The 26,258-nt window shown below is 70.8% G+C and carries 19 protein-coding genes; 13 read left to right on the top strand and 6 right to left on the bottom strand.

Features of this window, described 5'->3' with window-relative positions; genetic code table 11:
- Positions 1-16 precede the first annotated feature (16 nt).
- Positions 17-622, top strand: a complete 606-nt coding sequence (locus tag O7627_RS19765; RefSeq protein ID WP_278095004.1) for a hypothetical protein — start codon at positions 17-19, stop codon at positions 620-622.
- A 133-nt stretch (positions 623-755) separates the two neighbouring features.
- Positions 756-1,280, top strand: coding sequence for a hypothetical protein (locus O7627_RS19760; RefSeq protein ID WP_278095003.1), 525 nt, complete (start codon positions 756-758; stop codon positions 1,278-1,280).
- A 12-nt stretch (positions 1,281-1,292) separates the two neighbouring features.
- Here the strand turns inward: O7627_RS19760 and O7627_RS19755 are convergent, their stop codons facing one another.
- A complete protein-coding gene (locus O7627_RS19755) occupies positions 1,293-2,057 on the bottom strand; it encodes an SDR family oxidoreductase (protein ID WP_278095002.1) in 765 nt (254 codons plus the stop codon).
- 53 nt (positions 2,058-2,110) lie between these two features.
- Between O7627_RS19755 and O7627_RS19750 the strand changes: the two genes are divergently transcribed.
- From O7627_RS19750 to O7627_RS19725, 6 genes are all read left to right on the top strand, one after another.
- Complete coding sequence (locus O7627_RS19750) at positions 2,111-2,707, top strand: TetR/AcrR family transcriptional regulator (protein WP_278095001.1); 597 nt, start codon at positions 2,111-2,113, stop codon at positions 2,705-2,707.
- A 192-nt stretch (positions 2,708-2,899) separates the two neighbouring features.
- Positions 2,900-6,286: a S8 family serine peptidase gene (locus O7627_RS19745; protein WP_278095000.1), complete on the top strand. Its 3,387-nt coding sequence runs from the start codon at positions 2,900-2,902 to the stop codon at positions 6,284-6,286.
- Positions 6,287-6,602: 316 nt separating this feature from the next.
- Complete coding sequence (locus tag O7627_RS19740; protein WP_278094999.1) at positions 6,603-7,448, top strand: FkbM family methyltransferase; 846 nt, start codon at positions 6,603-6,605, stop codon at positions 7,446-7,448.
- A gap of 12 nt (positions 7,449-7,460) precedes the next feature.
- The gene (locus tag O7627_RS19735; protein WP_278094998.1) at positions 7,461-8,090 is read left to right on the top strand and encodes a class I SAM-dependent methyltransferase; all 630 of its coding nucleotides are present in this window, start codon (positions 7,461-7,463) and stop codon (positions 8,088-8,090) included.
- Between the two features lie 386 nt (positions 8,091-8,476).
- Positions 8,477-9,061, top strand: coding sequence for a hypothetical protein (locus O7627_RS19730; protein WP_278094997.1), 585 nt, complete (start codon positions 8,477-8,479; stop codon positions 9,059-9,061).
- A gap of 251 nt (positions 9,062-9,312) precedes the next feature.
- Positions 9,313-9,903, top strand: a complete 591-nt coding sequence (locus tag O7627_RS19725; RefSeq protein WP_278094996.1) for a lytic polysaccharide monooxygenase — start codon at positions 9,313-9,315, stop codon at positions 9,901-9,903.
- A 66-nt stretch (positions 9,904-9,969) separates the two neighbouring features.
- On the opposite strand, the gene O7627_RS19720 is transcribed toward O7627_RS19725, so the two are convergent.
- Positions 9,970-10,944 carry a hypothetical protein gene (locus O7627_RS19720; RefSeq protein ID WP_278094995.1) on the bottom strand — a complete coding sequence of 325 codons (975 nt, stop codon included), beginning with the start codon at positions 10,942-10,944 and terminating at the stop codon, positions 9,970-9,972.
- 80 nt (positions 10,945-11,024) lie between these two features.
- On the opposite strand from O7627_RS19720, the gene O7627_RS19715 reads away from it, so the two are divergent.
- The 4 genes from O7627_RS19715 (at position 11,025) to fxsT (ending at position 19,482) form a co-directional block, all read left to right on the top strand.
- A complete protein-coding gene (locus tag O7627_RS19715) occupies positions 11,025-11,894 on the top strand; it encodes an LLM class F420-dependent oxidoreductase (RefSeq protein WP_278094994.1) in 870 nt (289 codons plus the stop codon).
- Positions 11,895-11,967: 73 nt separating this feature from the next.
- Positions 11,968-13,878 carry a metallophosphoesterase gene (locus O7627_RS19710; RefSeq protein ID WP_278094993.1) on the top strand — a complete coding sequence of 637 codons (1,911 nt, stop codon included), beginning with the start codon at positions 11,968-11,970 and terminating at the stop codon, positions 13,876-13,878.
- Between the two features lie 116 nt (positions 13,879-13,994).
- On the top strand, positions 13,995-15,416 hold the full coding sequence (locus O7627_RS19705; RefSeq protein ID WP_278094992.1) for a TIR-like protein FxsC: 1,422 nt from the start codon (positions 13,995-13,997) through the stop codon (positions 15,414-15,416).
- 13 nt (positions 15,417-15,429) lie between these two features.
- Entirely contained in the window at positions 15,430-19,482 is a 4,053-nt protein-coding gene (gene fxsT / locus O7627_RS19700; protein WP_278094991.1) for an FxSxx-COOH system tetratricopeptide repeat protein, read from the top strand.
- Here fxsT and O7627_RS19695 read toward each other — a convergent pair.
- From O7627_RS19695 to fxsA, 3 genes are all read right to left on the bottom strand, one after another.
- A complete protein-coding gene (locus O7627_RS19695) occupies positions 19,451-21,205 on the bottom strand; it encodes an HEXXH motif domain-containing protein (protein ID WP_278094990.1) in 1,755 nt (584 codons plus the stop codon). The two genes, fxsT and O7627_RS19695, sit on opposite strands and share 32 nt — an antisense overlap.
- Positions 21,198-22,322: an FxsB family cyclophane-forming radical SAM/SPASM peptide maturase gene (locus O7627_RS19690; protein ID WP_278094989.1), complete on the bottom strand. Its 1,125-nt coding sequence runs from the start codon at positions 22,320-22,322 to the stop codon at positions 21,198-21,200. Before O7627_RS19690 ends, O7627_RS19695 begins: the two co-directional genes overlap by 8 nt.
- An 84-nt stretch (positions 22,323-22,406) precedes the next feature.
- The gene (fxsA, locus tag O7627_RS19685; protein ID WP_278094988.1) at positions 22,407-22,577 is read right to left on the bottom strand and encodes an FxSxx-COOH cyclophane-containing RiPP peptide; all 171 of its coding nucleotides are present in this window, start codon (positions 22,575-22,577) and stop codon (positions 22,407-22,409) included.
- Positions 22,578-22,936: 359 nt separating this feature from the next.
- Here fxsA and O7627_RS19680 point away from each other — a divergent pair, with 359 nt between their 5' ends.
- Positions 22,937-23,086 (top strand): hypothetical protein, encoded by a 150-nt coding sequence (locus tag O7627_RS19680; protein WP_278094987.1) that lies wholly within the window; start codon positions 22,937-22,939, stop codon positions 23,084-23,086.
- A 14-nt stretch (positions 23,087-23,100) separates the two neighbouring features.
- On the opposite strand, the gene O7627_RS19675 is transcribed toward O7627_RS19680, so the two are convergent.
- A complete protein-coding gene (locus tag O7627_RS19675) occupies positions 23,101-26,163 on the bottom strand; it encodes an Ig-like domain-containing protein (protein WP_278094986.1) in 3,063 nt (1,020 codons plus the stop codon).
- Between the last annotated feature and the right edge of the window lie 95 nt (positions 26,164-26,258).

The raw sequence follows: 26,258 nt of genomic DNA, 5'->3' as shown, positions 1-26,258 counted from the left end.
ACTGAGGAGAGCTGTCATGAATCGTCCCTCATTTCCACGTTTCGTCGCCGTCGGTGTGCTGGCCCTGGGGCTGCTCGTCATGGCGGCGTTACCCGGGTCCGCCTCGCCCCGCGCAGCAGGCCCGGCGTACACCGAACTGGCCGGCCTGACGTCGGCCGGCACCGCCATGGAGCTTCCCGTCGGGTCGGTGTTGAGTGTTCGCGGTGCGGGTCCGTATCGGATCGGCGCTCGGCTGCAGGCCCTGCATGAGGCCGGTCTGATCGACTGGGTCACCCCGCCGCAGGAGTGTGACGTCGTACTCACCGGAGTGACGGGCGAATGGTCGGGGGCGCTCATTCTGGCCTTCCGGGCGGGCCGGCTGGTGGAGGTCGGCACCGCCACCGTCCCGCCCCGGTCTCCCGCCGGCGCGTCGGTCGGCATGAGCTGGAGCGAGCTCGAGAGCATCTACGGCGACCGCGGCCGCCTGATCCGCAACCCCGACGGTGAGCAGGCGTACGTCGTTCGCATCGGTTCCCGAGTGGAGTTGTACACCGGGCACCCGATCCGCGCTGGTGTCGGCTACTTCCAGGCCGGGCTGGCCAACTTCGTCCTCAGGAACTTCATGGGCCAGGCGGTCTGCTGATCAGGACCGGGTGCGGCCGGGCCACCACCTCGGCCGCACCCATGACCGTCGTGATTTGCGCCGGACGGGCTGTCGCCCCGCCACCGGCGAGCGCGGGTTTCGTCGCCTGTCGTTTCCGGGTAGCGGGTGGGCCATGAACCGCAATCTCGCCAAGGGTCTGCAGGTCGCCTGGGAACTGCCGGAGTTCCGCAGCGGTGTGCAACACCTCATCGATCTCGACGAGGTGGCCACGCTGCTGGCGGCGCTGGCCGTCTCGGACCAGAACCGCGAGGTTGAGCGCAGCCTGCTGACCCTGCTGCGGTCCGCGTCGGACTCGGTCGAGATCCGCGAGGCCGTACTGCTGCTGCTGGAGCGCGACGAGGTGCGACGGCCGCTGATCGCTGCGGCGGTGGAGCCGCTGGCGGATCGGCCCGGTCAGGCCGCCGCCGTCGCGTCGGCGGCCGAGGATCCCGCGGTGCGGCGTGAGGTGCGGGCGGTGCTCGACAGCGCGAAGGTGCGGGAGCTGATCTGGGCGGCGGCCGAGAATCAGGTGCGGGACAGTCGGTTCGGCCTGATCCGCCGGGTCGCGGTGTTGTTCGTGCGGCACCCCAGCGTCCGGCGGCTGGCGTGGGCCCTACGCCGGCACGGCGTGCTAAGGGAATTGCGCCGCAGGCACTGACCGGGCGCAATCTCAAGCGCGTGGGCCGAGGAAGAGGCCGCCGCTGGCGTCGATGACCTGCCCGGTGACCCAGCGCGCGGCGTCGGAGGCGAGGAACGCGACCACGTCGGCGACGTCACCGGTTCCGCCCAGCCGGCCGAGCGCCGTCATGCCGGTGATCAGTTCGGTCAGCCCCGGGGTCTCGAAAACCGGCCCGTTGGTGGCCGTCCGGGTGGCGCCGGGCGCGACGGCGTTGACCGTGATGCCCCGGGCGCCGAGCTGGTTGGCAAGCGTCAGGGTCATCGTCTCGACCGCGCCCTTGGTCATGGCGAACGACGTCTGGGTGGCGTTGGCCATCCGGGTCGCCACCGACGAGATCGTGATGATCCGGCCGCCGTCGTTGAGCAGGGCCAGCGCCCGCTCGATGATGAAGTACGGGGCCCGCACGTTCACCGCGAAGAGCCGGTCGAAGGCGGCCGGTGTGGTGGCGCCGAGCGGGCCGGCAGGTGGCGCAGCGGCGTTGTTGACGAGGATGTCGAGCTGCCGCCCGGCCAGCGCGGCCTCGACCCCGGCGAACAGGGTCTCGACGTCTCCGGTCACACCCAACTCGGCGCCGACGGCGTACGCCGTTCCGCCGGCCCGCTCGATCTGGTCGACCGTCTCCGACGCGCCGTCCTGGTCCGTGCCGAAGTGTGCGATGACCGTCGCACCCCGCGCTGCCAGCCGGAGCGCGATGGCCTTTCCGATGCCGCGCGACGCGCCGGTCACCAGGGTTGTCCTGCCGATCAGATCATCCATGTGTTAGCTACTCCCTAAATGGTAGTTACTACCAGTGCGATAGTGTCTACCACATGGGCGAGCGACACTCCACCCTGCGGGAGCAGCGACGGGCCGAGACGCAGCGCGTGATCCAGGCACACGCGGTGCGGTTGTTCGTCGAGCGCGGGTACGACGGCACGACCGTCAACGACGTGGCCGAGGCCGCCGGGGTGTCCCCGATGACGGTGTATCGGCACTTCCCCACCAAGGAGGACCTGGTGCTGGTCGACCAGAACGGCCCGTTGGTCGCCGAGCGGATCGCCGCCACGCCCGCCGGCCAGCCGCTGCCACGCCGCATCGGCGGCGCGCTCGTCGACTCGGCGCGGGCGCTGACCGCCTCCGACGACCGGTTCCTACTGGCCCGACTGAGGCTGATGATCTCGACGCCCGCCCTCCGGGCCAGGCACCTGGACAACCACTACGCGCTACAGCGGGCCATCGTGGCCGGTCTCGGGATCGAGGCCACCGACCCGGACGCCGCCTTCCAGGCCGAGGCCGCCGCCAGCGCCTGCCTGGCCGCCATGCACACCGCGCTGGTGCGCTGGGCGAACGACGACGGCCGCACCGACCTGCCCGACCTGATCGCGAAGGCGCTGGCCGCGACCTTCGGCGACGAGACGATCCGGTAGGGGACTGGTCAGCTCCTGTGGCGCCGCGACGCCAGGTCCGCAGCGGCGGCCGACCACCTCGGATGGTCCAAGGTGAAGCCGGCGTCGGTGAGCCGCAGGTTGACCGATCAGCGCACCTCGATGTTGAATGTCTCTCCGATCCATCGGCGGGCTTGAGGCACCGCTCGACGACACGGGGGAAACATGCGTCGAATGTGGAGGGTCGCCGTCGCGCGCCCACTGGCGGTTGTGGTCGCGATATCGGCCGCCGTGGTGGTGACCGTCGCGGCCGGCCCGGGGGCCGTCGCGGCCGGCGCCCCGTCGCTCCCGGGTGGGGCGGCGCGGACGGTCACGCTGGTCACCGGCGACCGGGTCACCGTGTCCGGGGGCGGGCCGCTGCGCGTCCAGCCGGGCCAGGGCCGCGCCGGGGTACGGTTCCTGACCCAACAGGACGGCCAGCGCCGATACGTCATCCCGCACGACGCCCTGGGACTGATCCAGCGGGACCGGTTGGACCGCCGCCTCTTCGACGTCACGCTGCTGCTGGAGCACGGTTACGACCGGCGGGCCGATCTGCCGCTCATCGTCGCGTACGACGATGCCGGTGGGGCGAGGCGGTCGGGCCGGGACGGCGCCGGGGTGCCGGGCGCCACGGTGGTCCGCGAACTTCCCGCCATCGACGGCGTGTCGATGCGGGCCGACCGCGCCGCGATGGCGGACTTCTGGCGCGGGATCACCGGCACCACCGAGGCCGCCGGCCGGGCGGGCGGCGGTGGCCGGCGTACCGCGCTGGCCGACGGCATGGCAAAGGTGTGGCTGGACGGGATGCGGACGCTCTCGTTGGCCACCAGCGTGCCCCAGATCGGCGCCCCGGCGGCCTGGCAGGCGGGATACGACGGCACCGGGGTGACGGTGGCGGTGCTGGACTCCGGGGTGGACACTGCGCACCCCGACCTGGTCGGACGGATCGCGCTTGCGGAGAACTTCACCGGCGACGCCGAGGACGGCCGGGACCGGTACGGCCACGGCACCCATGTTGCGTCCACGATCGGCGGCAGCGGAGCCGCCTCCGATGGCCGGAACCGGGGGGTGGCGCCGGGTGCCCGGCTGATCAGCGGCAAGGTCTGCGTCGCCACCGGCGACTGCGCCGAGTCCTGGATCCTGGCCGGCATGCAGTGGGCGGCCGAGCAGGGCGCGACGGTGGTGAACATGAGCCTGGGCGGGCCGGACTCGGCCGGTGACGACCCGATGGAAACGGCCGTCGAGACCCTGACCGAGCAGTACGACACGCTGTTCGTGGCCGCCGCGGGCAACGACGGTCAGGATGCCAGCGTCGGCTCGCCGGCCAGCGCCGACAGCGCCCTCGCGGTGGGCGCGGTCGACAGCACCGACGCGCTCGCCTGGTTCTCCAGCCGGGGGCCGAGATTCCACGACAGCGCGGTCAAGCCCGACCTCACCGGGCCCGGTGTGGAGATCACCGCCGCCCGCAGCGCGGATGGCTGGATCGGGGAGCCCGGCCAGCCGTACGTCGGTAGCTCCGGCACCTCGATGGCCACGCCGCACGTGGCCGGCGCCGCCGCGCTCCTGGCCCAGCGCCGACCCGACTGGTCCGCGCCGCAGCTCAAGGCGGCGCTGATGGGCTCGGCCAGCCCCGGTCCGGACGGCGGGGTGTTCGGGCATGGCGCCGGCCGGGTCGACGCGGCGCGGGCGATCGGCCAGGCGGTCACCGCGGACCCGCCGAGCGTCAGCCTCGGCCACCACCCGGCACCGCACGGCGACGACCATCCGGTGACCCGGACGCTCACCTACCGCAACCACGGATCGGCGCCGATCACCCTGGACCTGGCGGTCCGGGCCGGCGGACCGGACGGCGCACCGCCGCCGGCCGGGTTGTTCAGCACCAGCGCCGACCGGGTGACGGTGCCCGCGGGCGGGCAGGCCACCGTGGAGGTGACCGGCGACACCCGGGCGGTGACCGCGGACGGCTACTACACCGGATACCTGGTGGCGACCGCGGGGGAGCAGGTCGTGCGCACCCCGCTCGGTGCGGTCGCCGGCCCGGAGGAGCACGAGCTGACCCTGCACATGATCGACCGGGCCGGTCGGCCGGCGGAGCTCTACGCCGGCACGTTGGTGCGTACCGACGCCCCCGGTCTGTACCGGCTCGACCAGGTCGGCGGCACGGTCCGGCTCCGGCTGCCCGCCGGTCGGTACGCGCTGCTGGCCACCGTCTACTCCGACCCGTGGAGCGGCAGCCCCGACACGACGGTGCTCGCCCAGCCGCGACTCGACCTGACCGGCGCGCAGACCGTGCCGGTGGACGCCCGGCTCGGCCGCCCGGTCACCGTGTCGGTGCCGTCCACCTCGGCCGTCCAGTACCTCGCCGAGGTCGCCACCCAGGTCAGCGCGAACGGCGCCCGGCACAGCGAGGTGGTCTTCAGCTGGGATCCGGCCCGCCTCTACACCGGCCAGCTGGGGTCGGCCACCGATCCCGCCCTGACCGCGAAGGTGGGCGCCTGGTTCGCCGAGCCCACCGCCGTCGGCGGCGTCAACGGCAGCCCGACCGTCTACAACCTGGCCTGGTTCGTCGACGGCCACCTGCCCACCGGCTTCACCCGGGCGGTCGCCGCGGCGGACCTGGCCACCGTGCACGCCGAGCATGCCCGACTCGCGCCGGGCGGCAGGGCGGAGAAGTACGCGTACGCCATCGCGCCGGGCCGGATGGACGCCGGGGGCAACGTCAGCCTGCTGGAGTACGAGACGCCGTTCGGCCGGACCGAGTACTTCAACACCGACGGCGGCGGCGAATGGGTTTCCGGGTTCGACGAGTGGACCCGCCTGGACAGCGGACAGCGGGCGTACGTCAGCGGTGCAGTCGGCCCGCTCACCCGGTATCGGGCCGGCCGGGAGTACACCGAGCGGTGGAACCGCGGGGTCTTCGGCCCGGCGCTGAGCGCCCCGGGGCTGGCGGGAAGCTGGGGGGTGAAGCGCACCGACAACACCATCGAGGCGGCGCTGCCGCTGTTCAGCGACGGCGCCGGCCGGCTCGGCAGCGGCTACACCAACACCAGCCGGACCGCGCTCTACCGCGACGGCGCCCTGGTGGCCGAGGAACCGTACCTGTCCGGCACCTTTCCCGGACAGCCGGACGGCGAGGCGGCGTACCGCCTGGAGGCGACGGCTGACCGGACCGGCCTGGTTCCGCTCTCCACCCGGGTCAGCGCGGCCTGGACCTTCCGGTCCGCCGCCGGACCGGCCGGAGCGGTGCGGCCGCTGCCGCTGACCACCGTGGCCTTCGACACCGGACTGGCCGCCGCCGACGCGGCCCCGGCCGGCCGGGTTCATCCGGTCCCGCTGCGGGTGGTGCCGCAGCCGGGCTCGGCGGCGGGGCCGGCGCGCCGGCTGTCCGTGGCGGTGTCGTTCGACGACGGCGCGACGTGGCGGGAGGTGAAGGTGCGGGACACCCCCGGCGGCGGGGTGATGCTCGTGCCGCACCCGGCTGGGGATGGTTACGCGTCGCTGCGCGCCAGCGTGACCGACGCCGACGGCAACACCGTCGAGCAGACCGTCATCCGGGCGTACCGGATCAGCGGCGGGTGATCCCGGCGGCGGTCACCACCTGAGCCCTCGGCGCACCACCTCGTCGCGCCAGTGACCGGGGTTGCCCGGACCTGATGGAGCGATCTGTGCCGGCGGCGATGCCCGCCGTCCGGAGGACGGGGCGACGCCCCGGGGGACGGACATTCGCGTTGATCGTCGACGCCTCATTGGCGATATCAACCTTCCTGTGCGGAAGCATCCCTTACGCTGGCGATGGGTTTGGAGCGATTTCATGGCGGACACCACGTCCGTCCAAACCGTCCCGGTCCGGTGTAGTTCTGATGCTGACTCTCTTCGTTACCGACAGGAGAACCGAATGACCTGGCCTGGCGCCACCGCTGTCCGGCACAGCCGGCAGGTGTTGACCTACACCTGGTCACACCCGGCCAACCGTGGCCGGCAACTGAGCAGCATCATGCGGGCGGTGCGCTTTCAGGTCCGGGGACGCATCGGCCTGCCGACGCTGACCCGGGTGGGCGACCGCGGCCGGATGTGGGTCGAGCTGCACTGCGCGTCCGCATCAAAGGTGGTGTACGCCAACCCGCCGGACTGGGAGGAGATGCGCGCGTGGCGCCGCATCCTCAGGCCGGGCGACCTGTTCGTCGATGTCGGCAGCAATGTCGGCTACTACGCGCTGTGGGCCGGCGACCTCGGGGCCGAGGTCATCGCGATCGAGCCCTCCCCGGACGCCGCGCGGCGGCTCCGCGACAACGTCGGTCTCAACGACTTTCCCATCACGGTCCGGCAGTGCGGTCTCGCGGCCCAGCGGGGACGCATGACCCTGAGCAGGGGAGCGGACAGCATGAATCACCTGCTGCTCGGTCCCGACGCGGTGGGCGAGACGATCGAGGTCGACACCCTGGACAACGTGCTCGGCAACCGGTTCGCGGCGGGCGTGAAGATCGACGTCGAAGGTGCCGAGCGGCTGGTGCTCGAAGGGGGCCGCCGGGCACTCGAGGAGCAGCGGATCGGCGTCCTGCAACTTGAATGGAACGCGAGGAGTTCGCACCTGCTGGGGGAGGACCGAGGGCCGGTCGCCGCCATTCTCGCCAAGTACGGCTACCAGTTCGTCCGTCCGGACCAGCAGGGCGTGCTCCACGACGCGGACCCGGCGGGCGCCAGCTCGCGGGACATGTTCGCCGTGCTGCCAGCCTACCGATGATCAAGGAACAGAATGCGAACCGTCCGCCACTGGAAACCTCGTTACGTCGTCGACCGCCTGCGTGAACTGCGCTACACCCGGCGCCATCCCGACGCGCCCTGGCTGACGCCACAGGCAACCCAACTGCTGACCACCATGCTCCGCCCGGCCGATCACGGCGTGGAGTTCGGTTCCGGGCGCAGCACCCTGTGGTTGGCCGACCGGGTCCGACACCTGACAAGTGTGGAACATGACGAGGAGTGGTACAGCGCGGTCGCCTATCGGCTGAAAGATCGTGGCGTCCACAACGTGGACTACCTGTTCGCGCCGCTGGACGTTCCCGCCGATCGCGGCGCCGAAAGCGAGTACGCACGTACGATCGCGCGCTTTGCCGACGGCAGTCTCGACTTCGTGCTCGTCGACGGGACCTACCGCGACGCCTGCGCGCGGCTCGCCCTCGGCAAGCTCCGTCCGGGCGGGTTGCTGATCATCGACAACGTCGACCGGTACCTCCCCTCGGACTCCCGCTCTCCGGCGGCCCGGGGGCCGGCGCAGGGGCCGGCCGGTCCGGTGTGGTCGGAGGTCGCCGAGGCGCTCGCGGGTTGGCGACGCATCTGGACCAGCAACGGGGTCTGGGACACGGCCATCTTCCTCAAGCCCTGATCTTTCGCTGCGGTCGGTGCCCGACCAGGGATCATCTACACTGATGCCGGTCTATGTTGCCGGAACGCTTCAACCGTGCTGGAATGGGCTCATATCGCCGTAGTGCGGGGGCAACCGCGCTGAGACGGCCCGTACGGGAGCATTGGTTGTGCCGGCAGCGCGCCGACTCTGGGTAGACGCCTGCGCGCCGCATCGGCCGGACCGCCGGGCCAGCTCCACGACGGTGGGCGGACTTCTCCGGGCTGGTTCTCGCCCGCAACCCAAATCCGAGCGGTGTCCTCGCGACGGCCGGCGCGCTCCGCGCCTGCCGGCCGGAGGCCTCCGATCTGATCTTTCCGGTGTGGTCTGCCACGGCACCAGAGCCGGCGACGAGGTGAGAGGCAATCATGGGTTACCGAGAGAGTTTCGCGCGGTGGTACCGCAACCGGTTTGTGTGGGTTGCGGTGGTTCTGCTGGCGGCTTCGGCGGGGGCGGCCGTCCTCGTCACCCGATCGGGCTCGGAGGCGGCGGAGCCGGCGGACCTGCAGGAGCAGATTCTGGCCCGGATGCGTACCACTCTGGAGCAGGCCGACCCGGGGGAGCATCACCACGCCGGACAGGCTGTCGAGCAGGTGGCCGCCGACGGGGAGAAGCCGGCGGTGATCTGCGGGGTCCGCGTCTACGGCTACGAGCCGGCCGAGGTCACCGCGCTCACCGACGTGCAGACGGTCTACGGCTTCCACCTGTGCGGGGTCGCCGAGCGGGACTACCCCTGGGACGTGGCGGTCAAGCTGGCCGGCCCGGTGATCATGGACATGACGGCCGATCCGCCGGGCATTGAGGTGGTCGAGGCGACCGAAGGCGTCATGTTCGTCGACCGGCTGCGGGAGATGTTTCCGGACAAGTACGAGGAGTTGGCGCTCAAGGAGGCGCTCACCGACGCCGAGATGGCCGACCTGCGCCGCCGCTACGACGCCGCGGCGGGGGTCTGAGCAGCGGCTTTGCGTGGGAGTCGGACGAGCCGGTGATCTCGGTCAGCCTGCTTCAAACCAGGGCCAAAGCGGACCAGAGTTGACATCGACGAATCCCGATGTAACAGTTACTGGAAGCGATCCAAACTGATCTCCTTGTGCCGAGGAACGGAGGATGAACAGTGCGTCCACACAGGTTCGATCGATCCGGTGGCCGATCACGGCCAGCCGTCCGCAGACCGCTCCAGGCAGTCGGCCTGGCGCTCGCGGTGATGGTCGGCATGCTGCCCTGGGCCGGTGCGGCCCAGGCTCACGGCACCATCATCAACCCGGCCACCCGCGCCTACCAGTGCTGGAAGACCTGGGGCAGCCAGCACATGAACCCGGCCATGCAGCAGCAGGACCCCATGTGCTACCGGGCGTTCCAGGCCAACCCCGACACCATGTGGAACTGGATGAGCGCGCTGCGCGACGGCCTCGCCGGCCAGTACCAGGCCCGCACCCCGGACGGCCAGCTCTGCAGCAACGGCCTGTCCCGCAACGACACGCTGAACCAGCCCGGCGCGTGGAAGTCGACCACCGTCGGCCGTAGCTTCACGGTCCAGCTGTACGACCAGGCCAGCCACGGTGCGGACTTCTTCCGGGTCTACGTCACCAAGCAGGGGTTCAACCCGAGCACCCAGCGGCTCGGGTGGGGCAACCTCGACCTGATCACGACGACCGGCCGCTACGCGCCGGCGCAGAACATCTCGTTCAACGTCTCGACCTCGGGACGTAGCGGGAACCACATTCTGTTCGTGATCTGGAAGGCCTCGCACGCCGACCAGACCTACATGTGGTGCAGCGACATCAACATCGTCTGATCGGCACCACCCCACGGCGGCACCAACAACCGGCCCAGGACGTCACCTGTCCTGGGCCGGTTGCCGTCATCCGCGCCACCGCGCCGAACCCCCGGTCGGCTCCGGCGCCGTCGCGGGCCAGCCCGGAGCGAGGGTACGCACCAGGCCGGTCCATGCCGCCGAGCCGCCGGGCAGCGGCCAGGCGCGGGTCGGGCCGTACCCGGTCTCGACGGCGCTCAGGTCGCGGGCGACCCGGCGGTTGACCGCGGCGAGCGCCACCGACGCGCCCGGTGTTCCCGCGTCCACCGCCCGTGCCAGAGCGGCCACGGCGGCGGCGTGCCGGACGACCACCGCCGCGGCCTCGTCGGCCGCCTGCTCGCGGCGGACCAGCGAGAGCCCCAGCAGCGGCGGAGGTCGCCGCTCGGCCAGCGCCGCGACCAGCCGGTCGTGGCCGTCCAGGACGAGATAGCTGTCCAGGCCGCTGATCCACCACAGCAGCACCGGTGGAAGCGAGCCGTCCCGGCTCTGCTTCCGGTACGCCCTGACCCGCCCGTCGCCCGGGTCGGCCAGCCGGCGCAGCGGCAGGACCTGCCAGGCGCCGTTGTCGGTGAACCAGTCGATGCGGCCGGGACCGTGGGGCAGCAGCAGCTCCGCCCAGGACGCCGACCGGAGCCGGGGCACCTCCGCGCTGATCACCCAGCGGCCGGCGTGCAGCGGGCCGCTGCCAACCTCGGCCAGCGCGGTGGCGAAGTGGTGCGCCCAGCCGGCGTACCAGGAGTGGTCCTCGCGCTGGCGGGCGAGCGCCGCCGCGCGGGCGGCGCGGACCGGCGGCACCGGCGACCGGAACCGGCCGGTGGCCAGGTAGTCGACCCCGGCCCGGTCGTCGTCGAGGACGGCCAGCAGCGCCACACTGTCGCCCTGCCGCAGCAGCAGCCGCCCGCGGCCGGCCACCTCCACCCGCAGGGCGGCGGGGCCGGGCCGCTCGACGTCGAGAACGAGCGCCTCCCACGACCCGGCCACCGGAAGATTCGTTCGGCGTACGACCTGCTCTGTCACGCTCACCACCGCATCCTCCCCGGCGGCGGGCATAGGCTGGCGATGGAGGCCCCGATCGGGGCGCGGACCTCTTGCGAAGGGTCACGATGAGACTCGGACTGCACTACTGGAACTTCTCCACCCCGGCCGACCCGACCGAACTCGCGCCGACGCTGGCGCGGACCGCGCGGATCGCCGACCAGGCGGGGGTGGCGTCGTTCACGGTGATGGACCACTTCTTCCAGATGGAGGGCATGGCGACGGCCGAGGAGCCGATGCTGGAGGGCTACACGACGCTGGGCTTCCTGGCCGCCGCGACCGAGCGGATGACGCTCGGCCTGCTGGTGACCGGCGTGATGTACCGCTACCCGGGGCTGCTGGCCAAGACGGTGACGACGCTTGACGTGCTCTCCGGCGGCCGGGCCCGGCTGGGCATCGGTGCCTCCTGGTACGAGCGCGAGCAGCGCGGCCTGGGCGTGCCGGTGGTGCCGGTCGCCGAACGGTTCGAACGGCTGGAGGAGACGCTGCAGATCTGCAAGCAGATGTGGAGCGACGACAACGGCTCGTACCAGGGACGGCACTACCAGTTGACCGAGACGCTCTGCGTGCCGGCGCCGCTGAGCCGGCCGTACCCGCCGATCATGATCGGCGGCGGGGGAGAGAAGAAGACCCTGCTGCTGGTCGCCCGGTACGCCGACGCCTGCAACGTCTTCGGCAGCAGCGCGGCCGACGTGGCCGGCAAACTCGACGTGCTGCGCCGGCACTGCGAGGCCGAGGGGCGCGACTACGACGAGATCACCAAGACCGTGCTGGTGACCCGGGCGCCGCTGCCGGACGTGGACGCGTTCGTCGCCGAGGTACGCGAGTACGCCGCGCTCGGCGTGACCGAGGTGCAGACCATGCCGACCGGGCATCCGGTCGAGTTCGCCGAGCAGCTCGCCGAACGGGTGGTGCCCAGGCTGGCCGACATCGGCTGACCGTTCACCTCGGCTCCGGCGCTGTTCACGAGCTGTTGGCCGGGGCGTGTCAGTGCGCTGGTTGGCTCCCGGCATGACCAACTTCCAACATGCTGACATTTCCCTGGCCGCCGGTCAGGACGACAGTGGACCGGCGGCGCCGGTGACCCGGCGGGCGATTCTCGGTGGGGTGGTGGTCGGCGGTGCCGCGATCACGGCCGGTGCGGTGACCGGCGGCCCGGTCGGTGGCGGACCCGCCGCGGCCGCGCCGGCCGCCGGTGACCGCGACGACCACGGCCAGGTCCGGCCCGGTGGCCGGCGGCTGCTCTGCGAGCCGTACCTGCTCGACCCCCGCGCCGACGCGGTCTACGTGGTGTGGCACACCGAGGAGCACGGCACCCACCAGGTGGTGCTGGTCGGCCGGGCGGTGGCCGGGATGTCCGAACCGGACGCGATCGAGGCGGCGACCGGCGACCGCCGCTCCGGTCCCGGCTGGCGGCGGGTGACCGCCGCGACGACCCGGCTGACCCGCACCCGGGAGGACGCCGCCTCGGCGGTGCCGGGCCGCTCGTACAGCGCGGTGCTGGACCGGCACGTCTACCGGCACCTGGCCGACGTCGACCGGCTTGCGGCGGGCCGGACGCCGTACCGGGTGGTGTCGGTGGACCACCGGCGGCGGGCCACGGTGACCGCGGCGTACCGCCTGGCCCCGGCGGTGGCCCGCAACAAGCCGGTGCAGCTGCTGCTGACCAGCGACCACCAGCTCAAGAACATGACCCCGGCGAACCTGGAGCAGGTCGCCGCGACGGTCGGCGTCGAGCTCGACGGCGTGCTGGTCGCCGGTGACCTGGTGAACGTGCCGGACCGGGCCAGCGAGTGGTTCGACAGCGCCACCGGCCTGGCGTTCTTCGCCGGGCTGACCGGCCGGGCCGAGAAGGCGCTGGCCGGGCGGACCTACCGGGGCGCGCCGCTGGTGCAGCACGCGCCGATCTTCCCGGCGATCGGCAACCACGAGGTGATGGGGCGCTGGTCGGACACCGCCGGGCTGGACAGCCAGTTCAACGATCCGCAGCCGCGCGCGGTGGCCGAGGAGCTGTGGCGGCGGGACCGGCCGGCCGGCGAGGACCGGGCCGCCTGGCTGGCCGAGCGGTCCTGGGACGTCACCACGTACGAGGAGATCTTTCCCTATCCGCGCAGCGGCGCCGGCGGCCCGCGCTGGTGGTCGCGCAGCGTTGGCGACGTCTTCCTGGTCTCGCTCTTCGTCACCCAGATCTGGCGGTCACCCGCGTCCGGCGTGCGGGGCAAGTTCCAGGAGGCGCCGGCGGACCTGGCCCGGCCGGAGAACTGGGGGTACGGGCAGCACATCTTCGAGCCGATCAAGCGCGGCTCGGCGCAGTACGCCTGGCTGGAGCGGGAACTGGCCAGCCCGGCCGCCCGGCGGGCGCGCTACCGGGTGGTGATGTACCACCACCCGGGGCACGGGCTGGGCGACAACTCGGCGCCGCCGTTCACCGACCCGGTGCAGACCATCCACCGCGACGCGGCCGGCGCGGTCACCGCCGTCACCTACGACTACCCGCTCGCCGACGATTACATCCTGCGCGACCTGGAGCCGCTCTTCTCCGCCGCCGGGGTGCATCTGGTCCACAACGGACATTCGCACCTGTGGAACCGGTTCCGCAACGACCGCGGGGTCAACTGGTTGGAGACCTCCAACGTCGGCAACAGCTACGGGGCGTACGACGTCTCCTCCGGCGCGTCGCGCAACCTGCCCGCGGACCCGGACCACGTCCTGCAGGGCGACCCGGGCGGGCTGACGCCGATCGTGCCGACGGTGGCGCCGCTCACCGACGCCGCGGGCCGGCCGCTGCCGTATGTCGCCAGTAACGACATCACGGTCTTCTCGGTGCTCGACTCGGCCGCCGGGGTGGTGCGTTCCTACCGGTACGACACCCGCCAGCCCGGTACCGACGCCGTGCTCTTCGACGAACTGCCGCTGCGCTGAGGTCTTCTGAGCGGCGCGGTCAGGAGTTGGTCCTGCTTACCCTGACCGCCTGGCATTCGGCGGCCCGGTCGCGGCGGTGAGTTGCACGCCGGCCGGGCCGCTGTCAATACCGATCGTTGGTAAACGGCAGTCGAGTCTGCCGGTCAACCGTCAACGCTTTTGGCAACCGGCATCGCGAACTCGCCAGCTTTACGTTGCGCAATAGGGGTCTATACTCTTCGGCAACGGCCTCGACGTGGAGGATCACCCCTACTGACAAGATCACATCGTCCCAGACGGGCCAGGCCGCGGGTCGCCAACTCGGAGGTCACGTGCACTACTTCTTCCTCAGTTATGCCCGAGGTGACGAGGATGAACTGGTTCAGCGCTTCTTCGAGGATCTCAGTACCGAGGTGCGGCTGTTGGCGGGCCTACCCCGCCACGAGATCGTCGGCTTTCTCGATCGAACGATCCAGGTGGGTGAACGCTGGCCCCGACAGTTGTCCGAGGCGCTGGCCACCTGCCGGTCCTTCCTCGCTCTGATGACCCCACGCTATTTCCAGAGCCGGGCCTGCGGTCGGGAGTGGCACGCTTTCGCCGACCGGACCGCACGGTACGAGTCGGTGGCCGGGGTCGACTCCTCTCTTCTGAAACCCCTGATGTGGGTACCGACGCCACCGTCGAAGATGCACCGGGCCGCGGAAAACATTCAATACTACTCCGACGCACTCGGCGAAACCTACCAGCGACTGGGCATCCGTCAGCTGATGCGCCTACACCGACATCGAGACGACTACAGGTCCTTCACCTTCGAGCTGGCGACTCAGATTGTGGCGAGCGTCGAATCGCACCGGCTCGCGGAGGGCAACCTGGTCGACAACTTCGGCGCGCTGCCGAGCGCGTTTCACCGCAATGTCGCCCAGTTGGCGGAATCCGACCAACCTGACAAGCCATTCCTGACGCACATCATTGTCGCGGCCCTTCCGCGGTCGGACATGCGTGCGGTTCGCCAGGAACTCGACGTCTACGGTGATCAGGGGCTCGACTGGGCGCCCTACCGCCCGCCACTGCTCAGCCCGCTCGTCGAGTACGCCTGCGCCATCGCCGAGAACCACAGCCTGGACTTCCGGCTGGCCGACCTGAGCGAGCTGTCCGCCCGGGCGGTCCAGGCGCACCGCGACAATCAGATAATCCTGCTGCTGGTGGACGCCTGGGTCAGCAAGGTCGCCGACGCCCAGCAGGTGCTCGCCAGCACCGACCGCGACAAGGCACCGATCACGGCCGTCCTGATCCCGAAGAGCCGGGACGACCTGGAGACCCGGCGCAACTGGCCGGACCTGTCGATGGCCTGCCGGGAGATATTCGGGCGACTCGCGAACGACGACGAGCTGTACCGCTCTCCGATCACCTCACACGTGGCCTTCGGCGAGACGCTACCCGAGGTCCTGGAAGCGGCCCGGAACCGCGTACACAGCGTCGGCACGGTGCGACGAAGGCCGGACCGGCACACCAGCAACCAACAGGCCCGGGTGGACGGACCCTGGATGGATCCCGGCTGACAGGAGGGGCTCAGTGACGACTGCGAGCAGTACCCCACCGGGGTCGGGCCAGCGGCCGCCCGGCAATATCATCACGTTCTACTCGTACAAGGGCGGTGCCGGGCGGACGATGGCGCTGGCCAACGTCGCCTGGATCCTCGCCAGCGCGGGGCACCGGGTCCTCGCGGTCGACTGGGACCTCGAATCACCTGGTCTGCACCGGTACTTCAAGCCGTTCCTGCTGGACAAGAATCTGCGTACCTCGCGCGGTGTCATCGACATGGTCCGGGACTACGCCGACGCGATGCTGCAGCCGTTGTCGGAGGGTGAGGACCCGGACTGGATATCCACCTACACCGACGTTCTGCGCTACGCAGTGTCGCTGGACTGGGAGTTCGATCCACCGCCGGCCGAGGCGGACGAGACCGGACAGTCCCACCGGCGCCCGGCCGGATACCTGGACCTGCTTCCCGCCGGCCGGCAAGACTCCACCTACACCACCGCGGTCGGCACCTTCGACTGGACCGCGTTCTTCGAGCGGCTGGGTGGCAACGCCTTCCTGGAGGCGCTCGCGTCGAACATGCGTGAGAACTATGACTACGTCCTGGTCGACAGCCGCACCGGCGTCGGCGACGGCACCGGCATCTGCACGATCCGCCTACCGGACACCGTCGTCGCGTCGTTCACCATGAACGACCAGAGCATGGACGGAGCGGTGGCGGTCGCCCGGTCGATCGTCCGGCAGCGCGAGCAATCCGTCCGACTCCTGCCGGTGCCGATGCGGGTCGAGGACGCGGAGCAGGGCAAGCTCGAGGCGGGCCGTGACCATGCCCGGCGGAGCTTCGCCCCCTTCCTGCCGCGGATGAGCGCCGAGCAGTTCGATCGTTACTGGGGGGACATCGAGATTCCCTACAAGCCGTTCTACGCCTATGAGGAGATCCTCGCGCCGTTCGGGGACCGACCGCGCCAGGAGGGGACGCTGCTGGCCGCCTACGAGCGTCTCACCCGCGAGGTCAGCGGGGGCGCGGTGGAGAACCTGGTGGCGATGGACGAGCGGCGGCGTCGGCGCTGGCTGCCGGCATTCGAGCGGACCCGCCCCGGAACCGGTGTGGACCTGCTGATCAGCTACGCGGCGGTGGATCGGATGTGGGCGGAGTGGATCGGTGGGGAGTTGTCCGACACCGGCCTGCGGGTGAACCTGCGCGAGGTGGATTTCTCCTCACCGACCGCCGGCGTCGACACGCTCGGTGAATCCGAAACCAGCCAGGTCGTCGCCCTGCTCTCCCAGGACTATGTCCAGTCCCCGAACGCCGCGGAGTTGTGGAAGCAGACGATCGACCGGGAGCCCACCGGCAGCCACCAGTATCTGGTGCCGATCCGGCTGGACAGTGCCCGGCTGCCGTTGCTGTTCACCGGCCGCGAACCGCTCGAACTCGCCGGTCTGAGCGAGGAGCGGGCGCGGGAACAGCTTCTCGCCGCCTTCGAACGTCCGGATCTGCCCGGTCGGGAGACCGGCTCCGCCGGTTCAGGAACGCTGGCCCGGAAGCGATTCCCCAACGCTGAGCCACCCATCTGGAACGTGCCACCACGCAACGTGACCTTCACCGGTCGCCGGGCGTTGCTCGAGGACATCCGCGACCGACTCTCCGCCGCGGACACCGTGGTGGCGCCACAGGCCCTGCACGGCCTCGGCGGCGTGGGCAAGACCCAGACCGCGCTGGAGTACGCCCACCGGTTCCGGGCCGACTACGACGTGGTCTGGTGGGTGTCGGCCCGGCAACTGAGCGTTGTCCGGGGCTCCCTCGCCGAGCTGGCCGACCAGCTGGGGGTGGCGGCCGGCACGAGCGTCTCCGAACGGGTCCAGGAAGCACTCGCGTCGTTGCGTCGTGGCCAGCCGTTCCGGCGGTGGCTCCTGATCTACGACAACGCCGAGGAGCCGGCCGAGCTGCGTGATCTGATTCCCCAGGGTCCCGGCCACACCCTGTTGACCACCCGCAACCAGGCATGGCCGGGTCAGGCCATGACGGTCGAGGTGGGCGTCTTCAGCCGCGCCGAGAGCATCGCGTTCCTGCGCCGCCGGGCGATGCGCCTCACCGAGGCCGAGGCGTCGGTTATCGCGGAGCGGCTCGGCGATCTTCCGTTGGCCGTCGAGCAGGCCGGTGCGTGGCTGGCGACGACGGGGGATCAGGTCGAGACCTACCTTGAGCGGCTCGACCGGCAACTGCCGCAGATGCTGTCGGAGGAGCTACCTCCGGACTATCAGGAGACCGGGGCTCAGCCATGGCTGGTCTCCCTGGGCAGCCTCCGGGAGCGCAACCCGGCGGCCGCCAAGCTGCTGGAGGTGTGCGCCTTCTTCGCGGCCGAACCGATCCCGATGCCGCTGGTGACCAGCGAGCGATTTGCGTCGATCCTGGTGCCGTACGATTCCACGCTCCGCGATCCGCTGCTGGTGCAGCGGGCCATCCGGGAGATCGGCCGGTACGCGCTGGCCCGGATCGAGGCCAGCCGGTCGTCCGCCCAGCCCGCGCCGGGTCGTTCGGCGGACGATTCCGGCGCGCCGAGCGTCCAGCTGCATCCGTTGGTGCAGGCCGTGATCCGGGTTTCGCTGCCGACTGAGGAGGCGAACCGCAATCGGGAGCACGTGCACGCCATCCTGGCCGAGCGGAACCCGAAGGACCCGGACCGGCCCGAGAACTGGCCGCGCTACGCGGAGCTCTGGCCACACATCATTCCGGCGAAGACGGTGACGTCGGAGCAGCCGGAGGTTCGACAGCTGCTGCTCGACATGGCGCGATATCTCTGGAAGCGCGTCGACTACACCACCTGCGAGGAGCTCGCGACCGAGGCGATCGACCGGTGGCAGCGCCATTCCGGGAAGAACGATCCGCAGACCCTGCTGATGCGGTTTCACCTGGCGAACGCCCTGCGGTTGCGGGCCCGGTACTCGGCGGCGTACGAGATCGATCGTGACGTGCACGAACGGTTGCAGAGCGCGCTGGGCGCGGAACATCCGTACACGCTCATGGTGGCCAGCAGCCTCGCCGGCGACCTCCGCGCGTTGGGGCGCTTCACCGAGGCCCGCGACCTGGACGAGCAGACCGAACCGATCGCCAGGGACGTCTTCGGCGAGTACAACGCCCTGGCCCTCAACGCGGCGCACAATTTGGCGGTCTCGCTGCGGCTCGTCGGCGACCTGCGCCGGGCGCTGCAACTCGACGAGGACACCCTCAACCGGCGGCGCGCGGCACTGGGCGAGCGGCACCCCAACACCCTCTACAGCGCGGGGAACTACGGACGTGACCTGCGGGACACCGGAGACCTGCGGGAGTCACGGCGGGTCCTCGAGGCAACCGTGGAGGCGCATCGGGAGGTGCTCGGCGCGGACCATCCGGAAACCCTACGGGCGATGAAGAACTACGCGGTCACGCTTCGGAAGATCGGTGAGTTCGACAGGTCGCAGGAGATGAGCATGGACACGCTGGTGCGCACCCAACGGGTGTTCCAGGGGCCGGACCACCCCGATGTCCAGGCCTGCGCCATGAACCTCGCCTGCGACGAGTCGGCGCTCGGCCAGGACGAGGCGGCGCTACGCCGGGCCGCGCCGGTGTACGAATGGTGGCGGCAGAACATGGGTGAGGATCACCTTTTCACGCTCGCCTACGGCAGTAACGTGGCCATCTTCCTGCGCAAGGTCGGCCGGGCGGAGGAGGGTTACCAACTGAACCAGAAGATGGTCGACCGGTTCGCGGCGGTCGCCGGCGCCGACCACCCCTACACCCTTGCGGCGACCATCAATCTGAGCAACTGCCTGTACGACCGGGGCGACTTCGAGGCGGCCCGGCAGACCGACGAGCAGGAGTACGAGCGCATCCGCCGGTTGCTCGGCCCGGACCACCCCGACACGTTGGCCGCCGCGAACAACCTCGCGACCAGCCGGACGGCGGTCGGTGACCGGGCCGGCGCACAGGAGCTACGGCGATCCGTGTTGCCGATATTCCGCCGGGTCCTCGGCGACGACCACCCCAACACGATAGCCCTCACCGAGGAGAACCGGCTCAACTGCGACCTGGAGCCACCACCGACGTGACCGCGGCGGGCGCCAGCCAACCGGCCAGCTCCACCGGGTCGCAGCCGCGACCACGGCCGCGCAACTCTCGGTACGTGGCCAGGCAGATCTCGGGTGCGGCGAGTTTCACCGGACTGGCCGGGTCCCGGTCGAAGGCCAGGGTCAGGCCGATCCAGGCGTCGAGATCGTCGGGATCGGAGACGATCCGATCCTGGTACGCGACGCGCGCGGCGGCGTAGTCGGTCGCCGCCAGCGCGAGATCTCCGGCGGACACCTCCGCTCCTGCTGTCTGCGCCAGCGCCGCGAAGCGATCCGGGTCGGTGAGCCGCAGGCGGGTCAGGTCCAGTCGGTTGCTGACCGAGAGCATCCGGTCGGGCTGGGGCCGCACCTGAACTGCGAGGGTTGTCGCGGGACACTGTCGACCGGCGAGGTAGTCGTCCGCCAACCGGGTGACGGCGGGCGGATCCGGGTGGTGGTTGCGCAACCGCCAGCCCACCCGGTGGTCCGCTGCCGCCTGGGCGGCCAGCATTCGTGCCTCGGTCGAGGTGGGTTCGGACTGCCACGGCTGCTGCGCTTCGCGCAGCCCGTCGAGGAAACGCCGACCCGGCGCGGTGAAGCGGCCCGTCGCGGCGAGGGTGCGGTGCGTACTCCACACCAGGTCGCGCCAGCGCACGAACTCCGCTTCCGCCACCCGCGCGGCACCGCCGGCCTGCACTCGTCGCTGGACCCGCCAGAAGTCCGTTACGCCGGCGAAGGCGTAGATTCCCTGCAGCACGGCTCCTACCGGCCGGGGGTCGTCCCGCCACGGTGCATAGTGGATGGCGTCTTCGTCTCGTTCGTACAGCTCGACAATGTCGATCAATGCGCCCAGCTTGGCGTGTTGGAACTCGTGCAGCAGGCCGAGTGCGAACCCGATGCCGTCAGCCGGGCGGGTCATCGCCGTCGCGCCGAACGCGTCCGTGCTGGTGACATTGCTGCCCGCGTTGCTGCTCGGTGAGTCCAGCGGCACGATCGTCGTCAGTCCGGCGGCGATCGCTTCGGCGTACGGGCGATGGTGTCTGGTGAGCAGGGCCCAGGCGTCGGTGAGCGCCCGTTGCCACTCCAGTACCACGCCGTCGGGCAGCCGGGACGAGGCGCCCAGCCGATGCCGGTCGCGGAACGGATCGAGGTCGTCCAGCCGCAGCGCGATGCCGAGCCCGTCGCACTCGGCCCGGAGCGTGCGCATCGCCTGCCACCGCCTGGTGGGGCCACCCGGCCCGGTGGGGATGGTCACCTGATCGATGTGGATGGCGTCGGCGTCGCCGGAGACGACGACGGGTGTGTCCGGCGTGACCATGGCCAGCCCGTGCTCCGGCACCATGAGACCGTGGCCGACGGGAGCGAGCTTCAGCTGGAACTCCAGCCCGGCCTGCCAGGCGGCGACCGCCGCGACGCAGCCGAGGTAGTCGAGGTCCTCGCGGCTGGGCGGCCCTCCGTTCGCCCCGTTGTGCACCCGGCGCACCATCTCGGCGAGCCAGGTCCCGACGTGCGGCTGTCCGAGGACCTTCTGCTTGACGCCCGGACGTTTCCGATCGGCGGCGACCAGCAGCGCGAAGTGATCATGCAAGGGGTCGCTGCCGGGTAGCCTGTCGAGCAGGAGGCGGAGGTGGAGCATCCGCTTGCTGATCTGCCCGTCGCGGAGTCGGGCGATCAGGGCCGCGTCGCCCAGGCCGCCCGCGAGTTGATCAAATTCGGAATCACTCAATAGATGTGTCGACATGGGAATCTTTCTTCACCTTGGCAAGATCGACCTGCAGCCGGCTGGAGATGTGCCTGATCAGGCGGTCGAGGTCCGCGCAGTAGATGGATGGATTCAGGAATGAGCCGGCGCGGTACCGGTGTGGATAGTATCCACCCCCGCAGACCTGACGTATCGGGCATTTCCCGCACTGGGTCGAGAGGCTGGAGACCCCGGCCTGGCGGGTCCGGATCGCCGGATGTGCCATCGCGGCGTCCAGCGGATCGGCGAACACGTTGAGATCCGTCCGCACCGCGCCAGGGTAAGCTGATCGGAGGGTGTCGATCTGCTCGTAGGCGCCGTCCACGTTTATGACAATCGTGGCGACCGGGCTCAGTCCGACGGTTTCGGTGCGGCTGGGGGCGCCGCACAACAGTCGGATGATTTCCTCGAAGAGGCGGACCGTGCCATGCCGCGCCGGCGCCGTGTAGTACCGCTCGAAGACCTGCACCAGCCAATCCCCGTAGCGGGTGGAATCGGGGCTCCAGCCGGGCGGCGGTTGGTCCCAGTTCGCGTGCGGTAACAGGAAGTCCAGGACCGGCGGATGGTAACCTGTCAGGGACTCGTACGTCCGGACCGGATCGTTGTCGACGTCCACCACGCAGAGGATTCCGGCGAACGACTCCGGACGGTTGGCGAGCAGTCGAAGCGCACGGTCCACCGCGGGGAAACTCGTCCGTCCGTCGCGGTGTCGCCGATGTCGGTCGTTGGCGACCCGATCACCGTCGAGACTGATGCCGACGCGGACTCCGCAGGAGGCAAGTTGGTCCACCATCGACTCTGTGAGCAGGACGCCGTTCGTCTGCATGGCGACATCGATCGATCGGGCGGGCAGCAGTTCCCGCAGCCGCCTGGTCCGCGAGGTGAGCGTCCCCAACCCGGCCAGCAACGGCTCGCCACCGTGGAAAACCACGCGCACGCGGTCGATCCGGTGCGCCTTGACGTGTTCCGCGATGCGCGAACAGGTCCGTTCGAAAACCTGATCCGACATGACCGCGGGGTCGAAAAGCGTGCTCCGATCGGCGAGTTCGTACATGTAGCAGTAGTCGCAGGCAAGATTGCAGCGGGAATGGACCTTCAGCACGTACTCGCGGAAGGGGACAAGTGTTCCGGAAGTCGCTTGAGGTCGATTGTGATAGGCGGACTGGACGGGAGTAAGTGTCATGGATCAAATAGCCGAATTCCAACCAGCCACTACGTCGTGCGGCTGTTCAATGTCGCCCATGATTCGGCGCAGTGACCTGGCGAAGACGCTCTCCGGCAGCTCGCCCAGTTTCTCCAGGCTCACCTCGGAAAGATCAACGAGGTCGAAGTGACCATTCTTGGTCATAATTTCCATGCAAATCCATCCTGGATCTAGGCTGTTTGGCATCGGGCAGTCAAGGACGCGACTGTTCCGCCGCGTGTCCGGCGGCGATCCAGATAGTACTGACCGGGCACGGCGTCCCGAAGGCCCGTCTTGAATCGGCGGTGAAGTCAGGTGGGCCGAAAGGGATCGCCGTCGGCCCGCACTGCCTCCGGCCAGCGGATTCCTACAGGTGTTTGACCCTCCAGACTCCACTCCGACGACTGCGAAACCACGCCTAGCAGATTGTAGTGGGCTTGGGTATCCGCTAGTCGTCCTTTTTGCCAAAATCGGTACCGGGTCGACCGAAGAGTCGAGTGTTCCGACCGCCCGTCAGGGGTATAAGTACATTCATGTTGAAGAGGATGCTCGGCCTGGCCGGGGTTGGACTGCTGCTCGTGTTGAGTCTGGCCTGCGGGTTCGGCGGTGGCGGCGATGACGACGGCGACGATGACGATGACGACGACTTCGCGATGCGGCCAGCGGTGGTCAGCCTCCGCTGACGGGGTCAGCCCGGTCAGCGGCCGTTGCGGAGCGAGCCCGCCGGGCTCGGTCGCAGCAGGCTGATCCGGCTGGCGCCCAGCTCGGTGACGTAGAGGTTGCCGGTCGGCAGGTGCTCGACCAGGTCGAGCGGCTGGTTGAACCCGGTGAAGCCGGTGCGCCCGGTGGTCCGGTTGGCCAGCGCCCCACCGGCCGCCACGTCGAACGTGATGATGTCCTGGCCGGCGGAGTAGCGCACCACCAGCAACCGGCCGGCCAGGGCGCCGTCGAACGCGCCACCCCGGTACTCGATCACCCCATTGGCCGAGGCGTGCAGGCCGGCGTCGTACATGCCGGCCAGGTCGAGGTTGGGGTCCGGCGCGGTGCCGGCCGGGTACGCCGGCACCTGGAACGGGTCGGTCTCCGCGGTCGGATTGCCGCCGGCCAGCACCCACTCGCACCGGGCCGGGTTCGGGTGGCCGTAGTAGCGGCCGGGGTCGACGTCGAAGACGTAGTCGGTCTCGGCCGTCGGCACCCCGGTCAGCGCCGGCACGGCCGGCCCGGGGTACGGGTCGCCGTCGATCCGCCGGTCGCAGGCCGCCGGCAGCGGGTCCGGCGTGCCGGGGGTGTTCCCGCCGGCCGCCGAGCCGTTCGTCGGCACGTACAGGTGCCCGTTGCGGTGCCAGACCAGGTCGTAGGCGTTGCGCACGCCGCTGGCGTGGATGGTCAGCGCCGCGCCCGGCGCCCACGGGTGGTAGTCGCCGCCCTCCCCGGTCTTGGCGTCCAGTGGGCCGCCGGTCGGCAGCAGGTCCGGGTCCAGCCGCAGCACGGCCGCGCTGAGCAGCCGTTCCGGACGGTTGCCCCAGGTGGCGTCCGGCGCGCCCATCGCGTTGTTGGAACCCTGGGTGAGGTAGAGCGCGCCGTCGGGACCGAACGCGAGCGAGTTGGTCTCGTGATCCTTCACCGAACGCGGCAGGTTGATCACCGCGTCGGTGTAGGTGCCGAGGTTCGGGCCGGTCAGCCGGGCGATCCGGCTGGACCAGTCGGGGACGTTCAGTGAGCCGACGTACCGGTAGTTGTCGGTGATCCAGAGGATCGGCGCGGCGGCGGTCGAGGCCGGGTCGAACGCCATCCCGATGACGGTCCGGTTGGGAGCGCCGGCCAGCCCGGCGGCGGTGGCGTGGTCCCGCACGGTGGTGATGACCGTGCCGGTGCCGAGGGTGCCGTCGGCGTTGATCGGGAACCGGTGGATCCGGCCGTCCAGGGTGCCGGCGTAGAGCCGGTTGTCCGGCCCGACCACGACGGTGGTGAACGGGGCGCCGGTGGCCACCCCGAGGGTCTGGTCGAAGGCGACCGGCCCGCCGGGTCCGACGACGGTCCCGGTGCTGAAAACCATGGTGTACGGGGAGAAGGCGCGCCCGGCGATGTCGCGTACCCCGGCCGTGAGGGTGAGCCGGTAGCGGGTGGCCGGCTGCAGCGGCGCGGTGGGGGAGAGGTTCACCACGTCCCCGCCGCCGCTGGTGATGACGTTGGCGTCGACCGCCGCGCCGTCGGCGGCCCGGGCCAGGGTGACCGTCGACGCGGTGAGGGTGGCCGGGTCGACGCCGCCGCCGGGCAGCCGCAGGTCCAGCACGACGCTTGTGGTCTGCGGTACGCCGGTGGCCAGGTTCGCGGGGGTGGCGGCCCGCACGCTCGGGATCGCGGCGGCGGCCGGGACGCTGGCGATGTCGACGTAGTTGAGTTTGGTGTTGGTGCCGCTGGCCGGGCTCAGCGTGAGCCGGCCGTCGGTGACGGTGACCACCCGGGTGGCGCTGGCGTGTCGGACCGCGGCGGTCGGCGCGAAGGCGGCCACCGCGTTCTGGTCCTCGACGCTGAGCCAGTGGGCGCTGTCGGTGGCCGTGCCGGCGTCGCCGACGCTGACGGTCACCGTGTACGACCCGGCCGGGACGGCGGCCTCCCACCGCCCGGGGGTCGACACGCCGTTGCCGCCGGCCGGAAGCTGGGCGTGCAGCAGGGTGGCCAGCCGTACGTCGGGCTGGGCGGTGCCGCGGTTACGGCCGTTGCCGACCAGGCTCAGCGGGGTGGGGCCGGTCAGGGTCAGCCACCCGTAGCCGCGCGCGGTGCCGAACGCCTCCCCGGAGTCGCGCAGGTAGCCGGCCGGTGGCGGGGTCGCCGCGTCGGAGAAGTTCACCCGCAGCGCGTACGCGGCGGGGGTGGCGGTCACGGTGGCGGAGCGGGCGGACTCGTTGCCGTCGGCGTCGACCGCGCTGACGGCGTAGCCGTACCCGGTGCCGTTGACGGCGGTGGTGTCGGCGTACCCGCTGGTGGTCAGCAGGGCAGTGCCCGAGATCAGGGCGCCGTCCCGATAGACCCGGTAGCCGGCGAGGTCCGGTGCGGTGCCGGCGGTCCAGGCGAGGGCCACCTGGCTGTCGCCCGGGGTGACGGTCAGCCCGGTCGGCACCGGCGGTGGGTCGGTGTCGTCGCTCACCCGGGCGATCTGCAGGTGGGTGAGCTTGGTGTTGGTGCCGCCGATCGCGTCCACGGTGAGCCGCCCGTCGGCAACCGGCACGGTCACGGTGGCGGCCCGGTACTCCTGGCCGGCGGTGGAGCGGAACCCCTCGACGGCGGCGACGCCCTCGACCCGGATGGTGTGCAGGCTGTCGTACGGCGACTGGTCACCGGCCGAGACCGTCACCTGGTACGTGCCGGCGGGCAGCGCGTACTCCCAGGCTCCGGCGGAGGCCACGCCGTTGCCGCCGCCGGTGTCGCCGTACTGCAGGTGGATGAGGGTGTTCAGGCGGGCGTCGACGCCGGACCGGTTGCGGTTGCGGGTGTTTGCGGTCAGATCGAGCGGTACGGCGGTCGAGCCCACGCTGTCCTGCCGGATCCAGCCCCGGCCCCGGGCGGCGTCGTAGGCGGCGCCGGTGTCGGCGGTGTGGCCGGCCGGCACGGCGGCGGTGGCCGGCTGGAAGTTGATGCTCGCGATCGGGGTGACCGCCTGCGCCCGGGCCGTGGCCGGCGGCGCGAGGATGAGGACGACGGCGAGGGCGGTGAGGGCGGCCACCCGCGTCCGGCGGGTCCGGTGGGTCGCGTGTCGCATGCTCGAACTCCCGGTGATGAAAGTTGAATCACGCTCACACAGTGCAGCCGAATGCTGACTGTCCGGTATCGGACCGTGTTCGCCGCCCAGCTCAC

Origin of the sequence: Solwaraspora sp. WMMD1047, from assembly GCF_029626155.1 — a bacterium.
Classification (GTDB): domain Bacteria; phylum Actinomycetota; class Actinomycetes; order Mycobacteriales; family Micromonosporaceae; genus WMMD1047.
This window is presented reverse-complemented; position numbering and strand designations above follow the sequence as displayed.

Bases quoted from the DNA above. Each gene is read 5' to 3' on its own strand.
- O7627_RS19765 (WP_278095004.1), top strand. From the start codon at position 17: ATGAATCGTCCCTCATTTCCACGTTTCGTCGCCGTCGGTGTGCTGGCC.
- O7627_RS19760 (WP_278095003.1), top strand. From the start codon at position 756: ATGAACCGCAATCTCGCCAAGGGTCTGCAGGTCGCCTGGGAACTGCCG.
- O7627_RS19755 (WP_278095002.1), bottom strand. From the start codon at position 2,057: ATGGATGATCTGATCGGCAGGACAACCCTGGTGACCGGCGCGTCGCGC.
- O7627_RS19750 (WP_278095001.1), top strand. From the start codon at position 2,111: ATGGGCGAGCGACACTCCACCCTGCGGGAGCAGCGACGGGCCGAGACG.
- O7627_RS19745 (WP_278095000.1), top strand. From the start codon at position 2,900: ATGTGGAGGGTCGCCGTCGCGCGCCCACTGGCGGTTGTGGTCGCGATA.
- O7627_RS19740 (WP_278094999.1), top strand. From the start codon at position 6,603: ATGACCTGGCCTGGCGCCACCGCTGTCCGGCACAGCCGGCAGGTGTTG.
- O7627_RS19735 (WP_278094998.1), top strand. From the start codon at position 7,461: ATGCGAACCGTCCGCCACTGGAAACCTCGTTACGTCGTCGACCGCCTG.
- O7627_RS19730 (WP_278094997.1), top strand. From the start codon at position 8,477: ATGGGTTACCGAGAGAGTTTCGCGCGGTGGTACCGCAACCGGTTTGTG.
- O7627_RS19725 (WP_278094996.1), top strand. From the start codon at position 9,313: ATGGTCGGCATGCTGCCCTGGGCCGGTGCGGCCCAGGCTCACGGCACC.
- O7627_RS19715 (WP_278094994.1), top strand. From the start codon at position 11,025: ATGAGACTCGGACTGCACTACTGGAACTTCTCCACCCCGGCCGACCCG.
- O7627_RS19710 (WP_278094993.1), top strand. From the start codon at position 11,968: ATGACCAACTTCCAACATGCTGACATTTCCCTGGCCGCCGGTCAGGAC.
- fxsA (WP_278094988.1), bottom strand. From the start codon at position 22,577: ATGGAAATTATGACCAAGAATGGTCACTTCGACCTCGTTGATCTTTCC.
- O7627_RS19680 (WP_278094987.1), top strand. From the start codon at position 22,937: ATGTTGAAGAGGATGCTCGGCCTGGCCGGGGTTGGACTGCTGCTCGTG.
- O7627_RS19675 (WP_278094986.1), bottom strand. From the start codon at position 26,163: ATGCGACACGCGACCCACCGGACCCGCCGGACGCGGGTGGCCGCCCTC.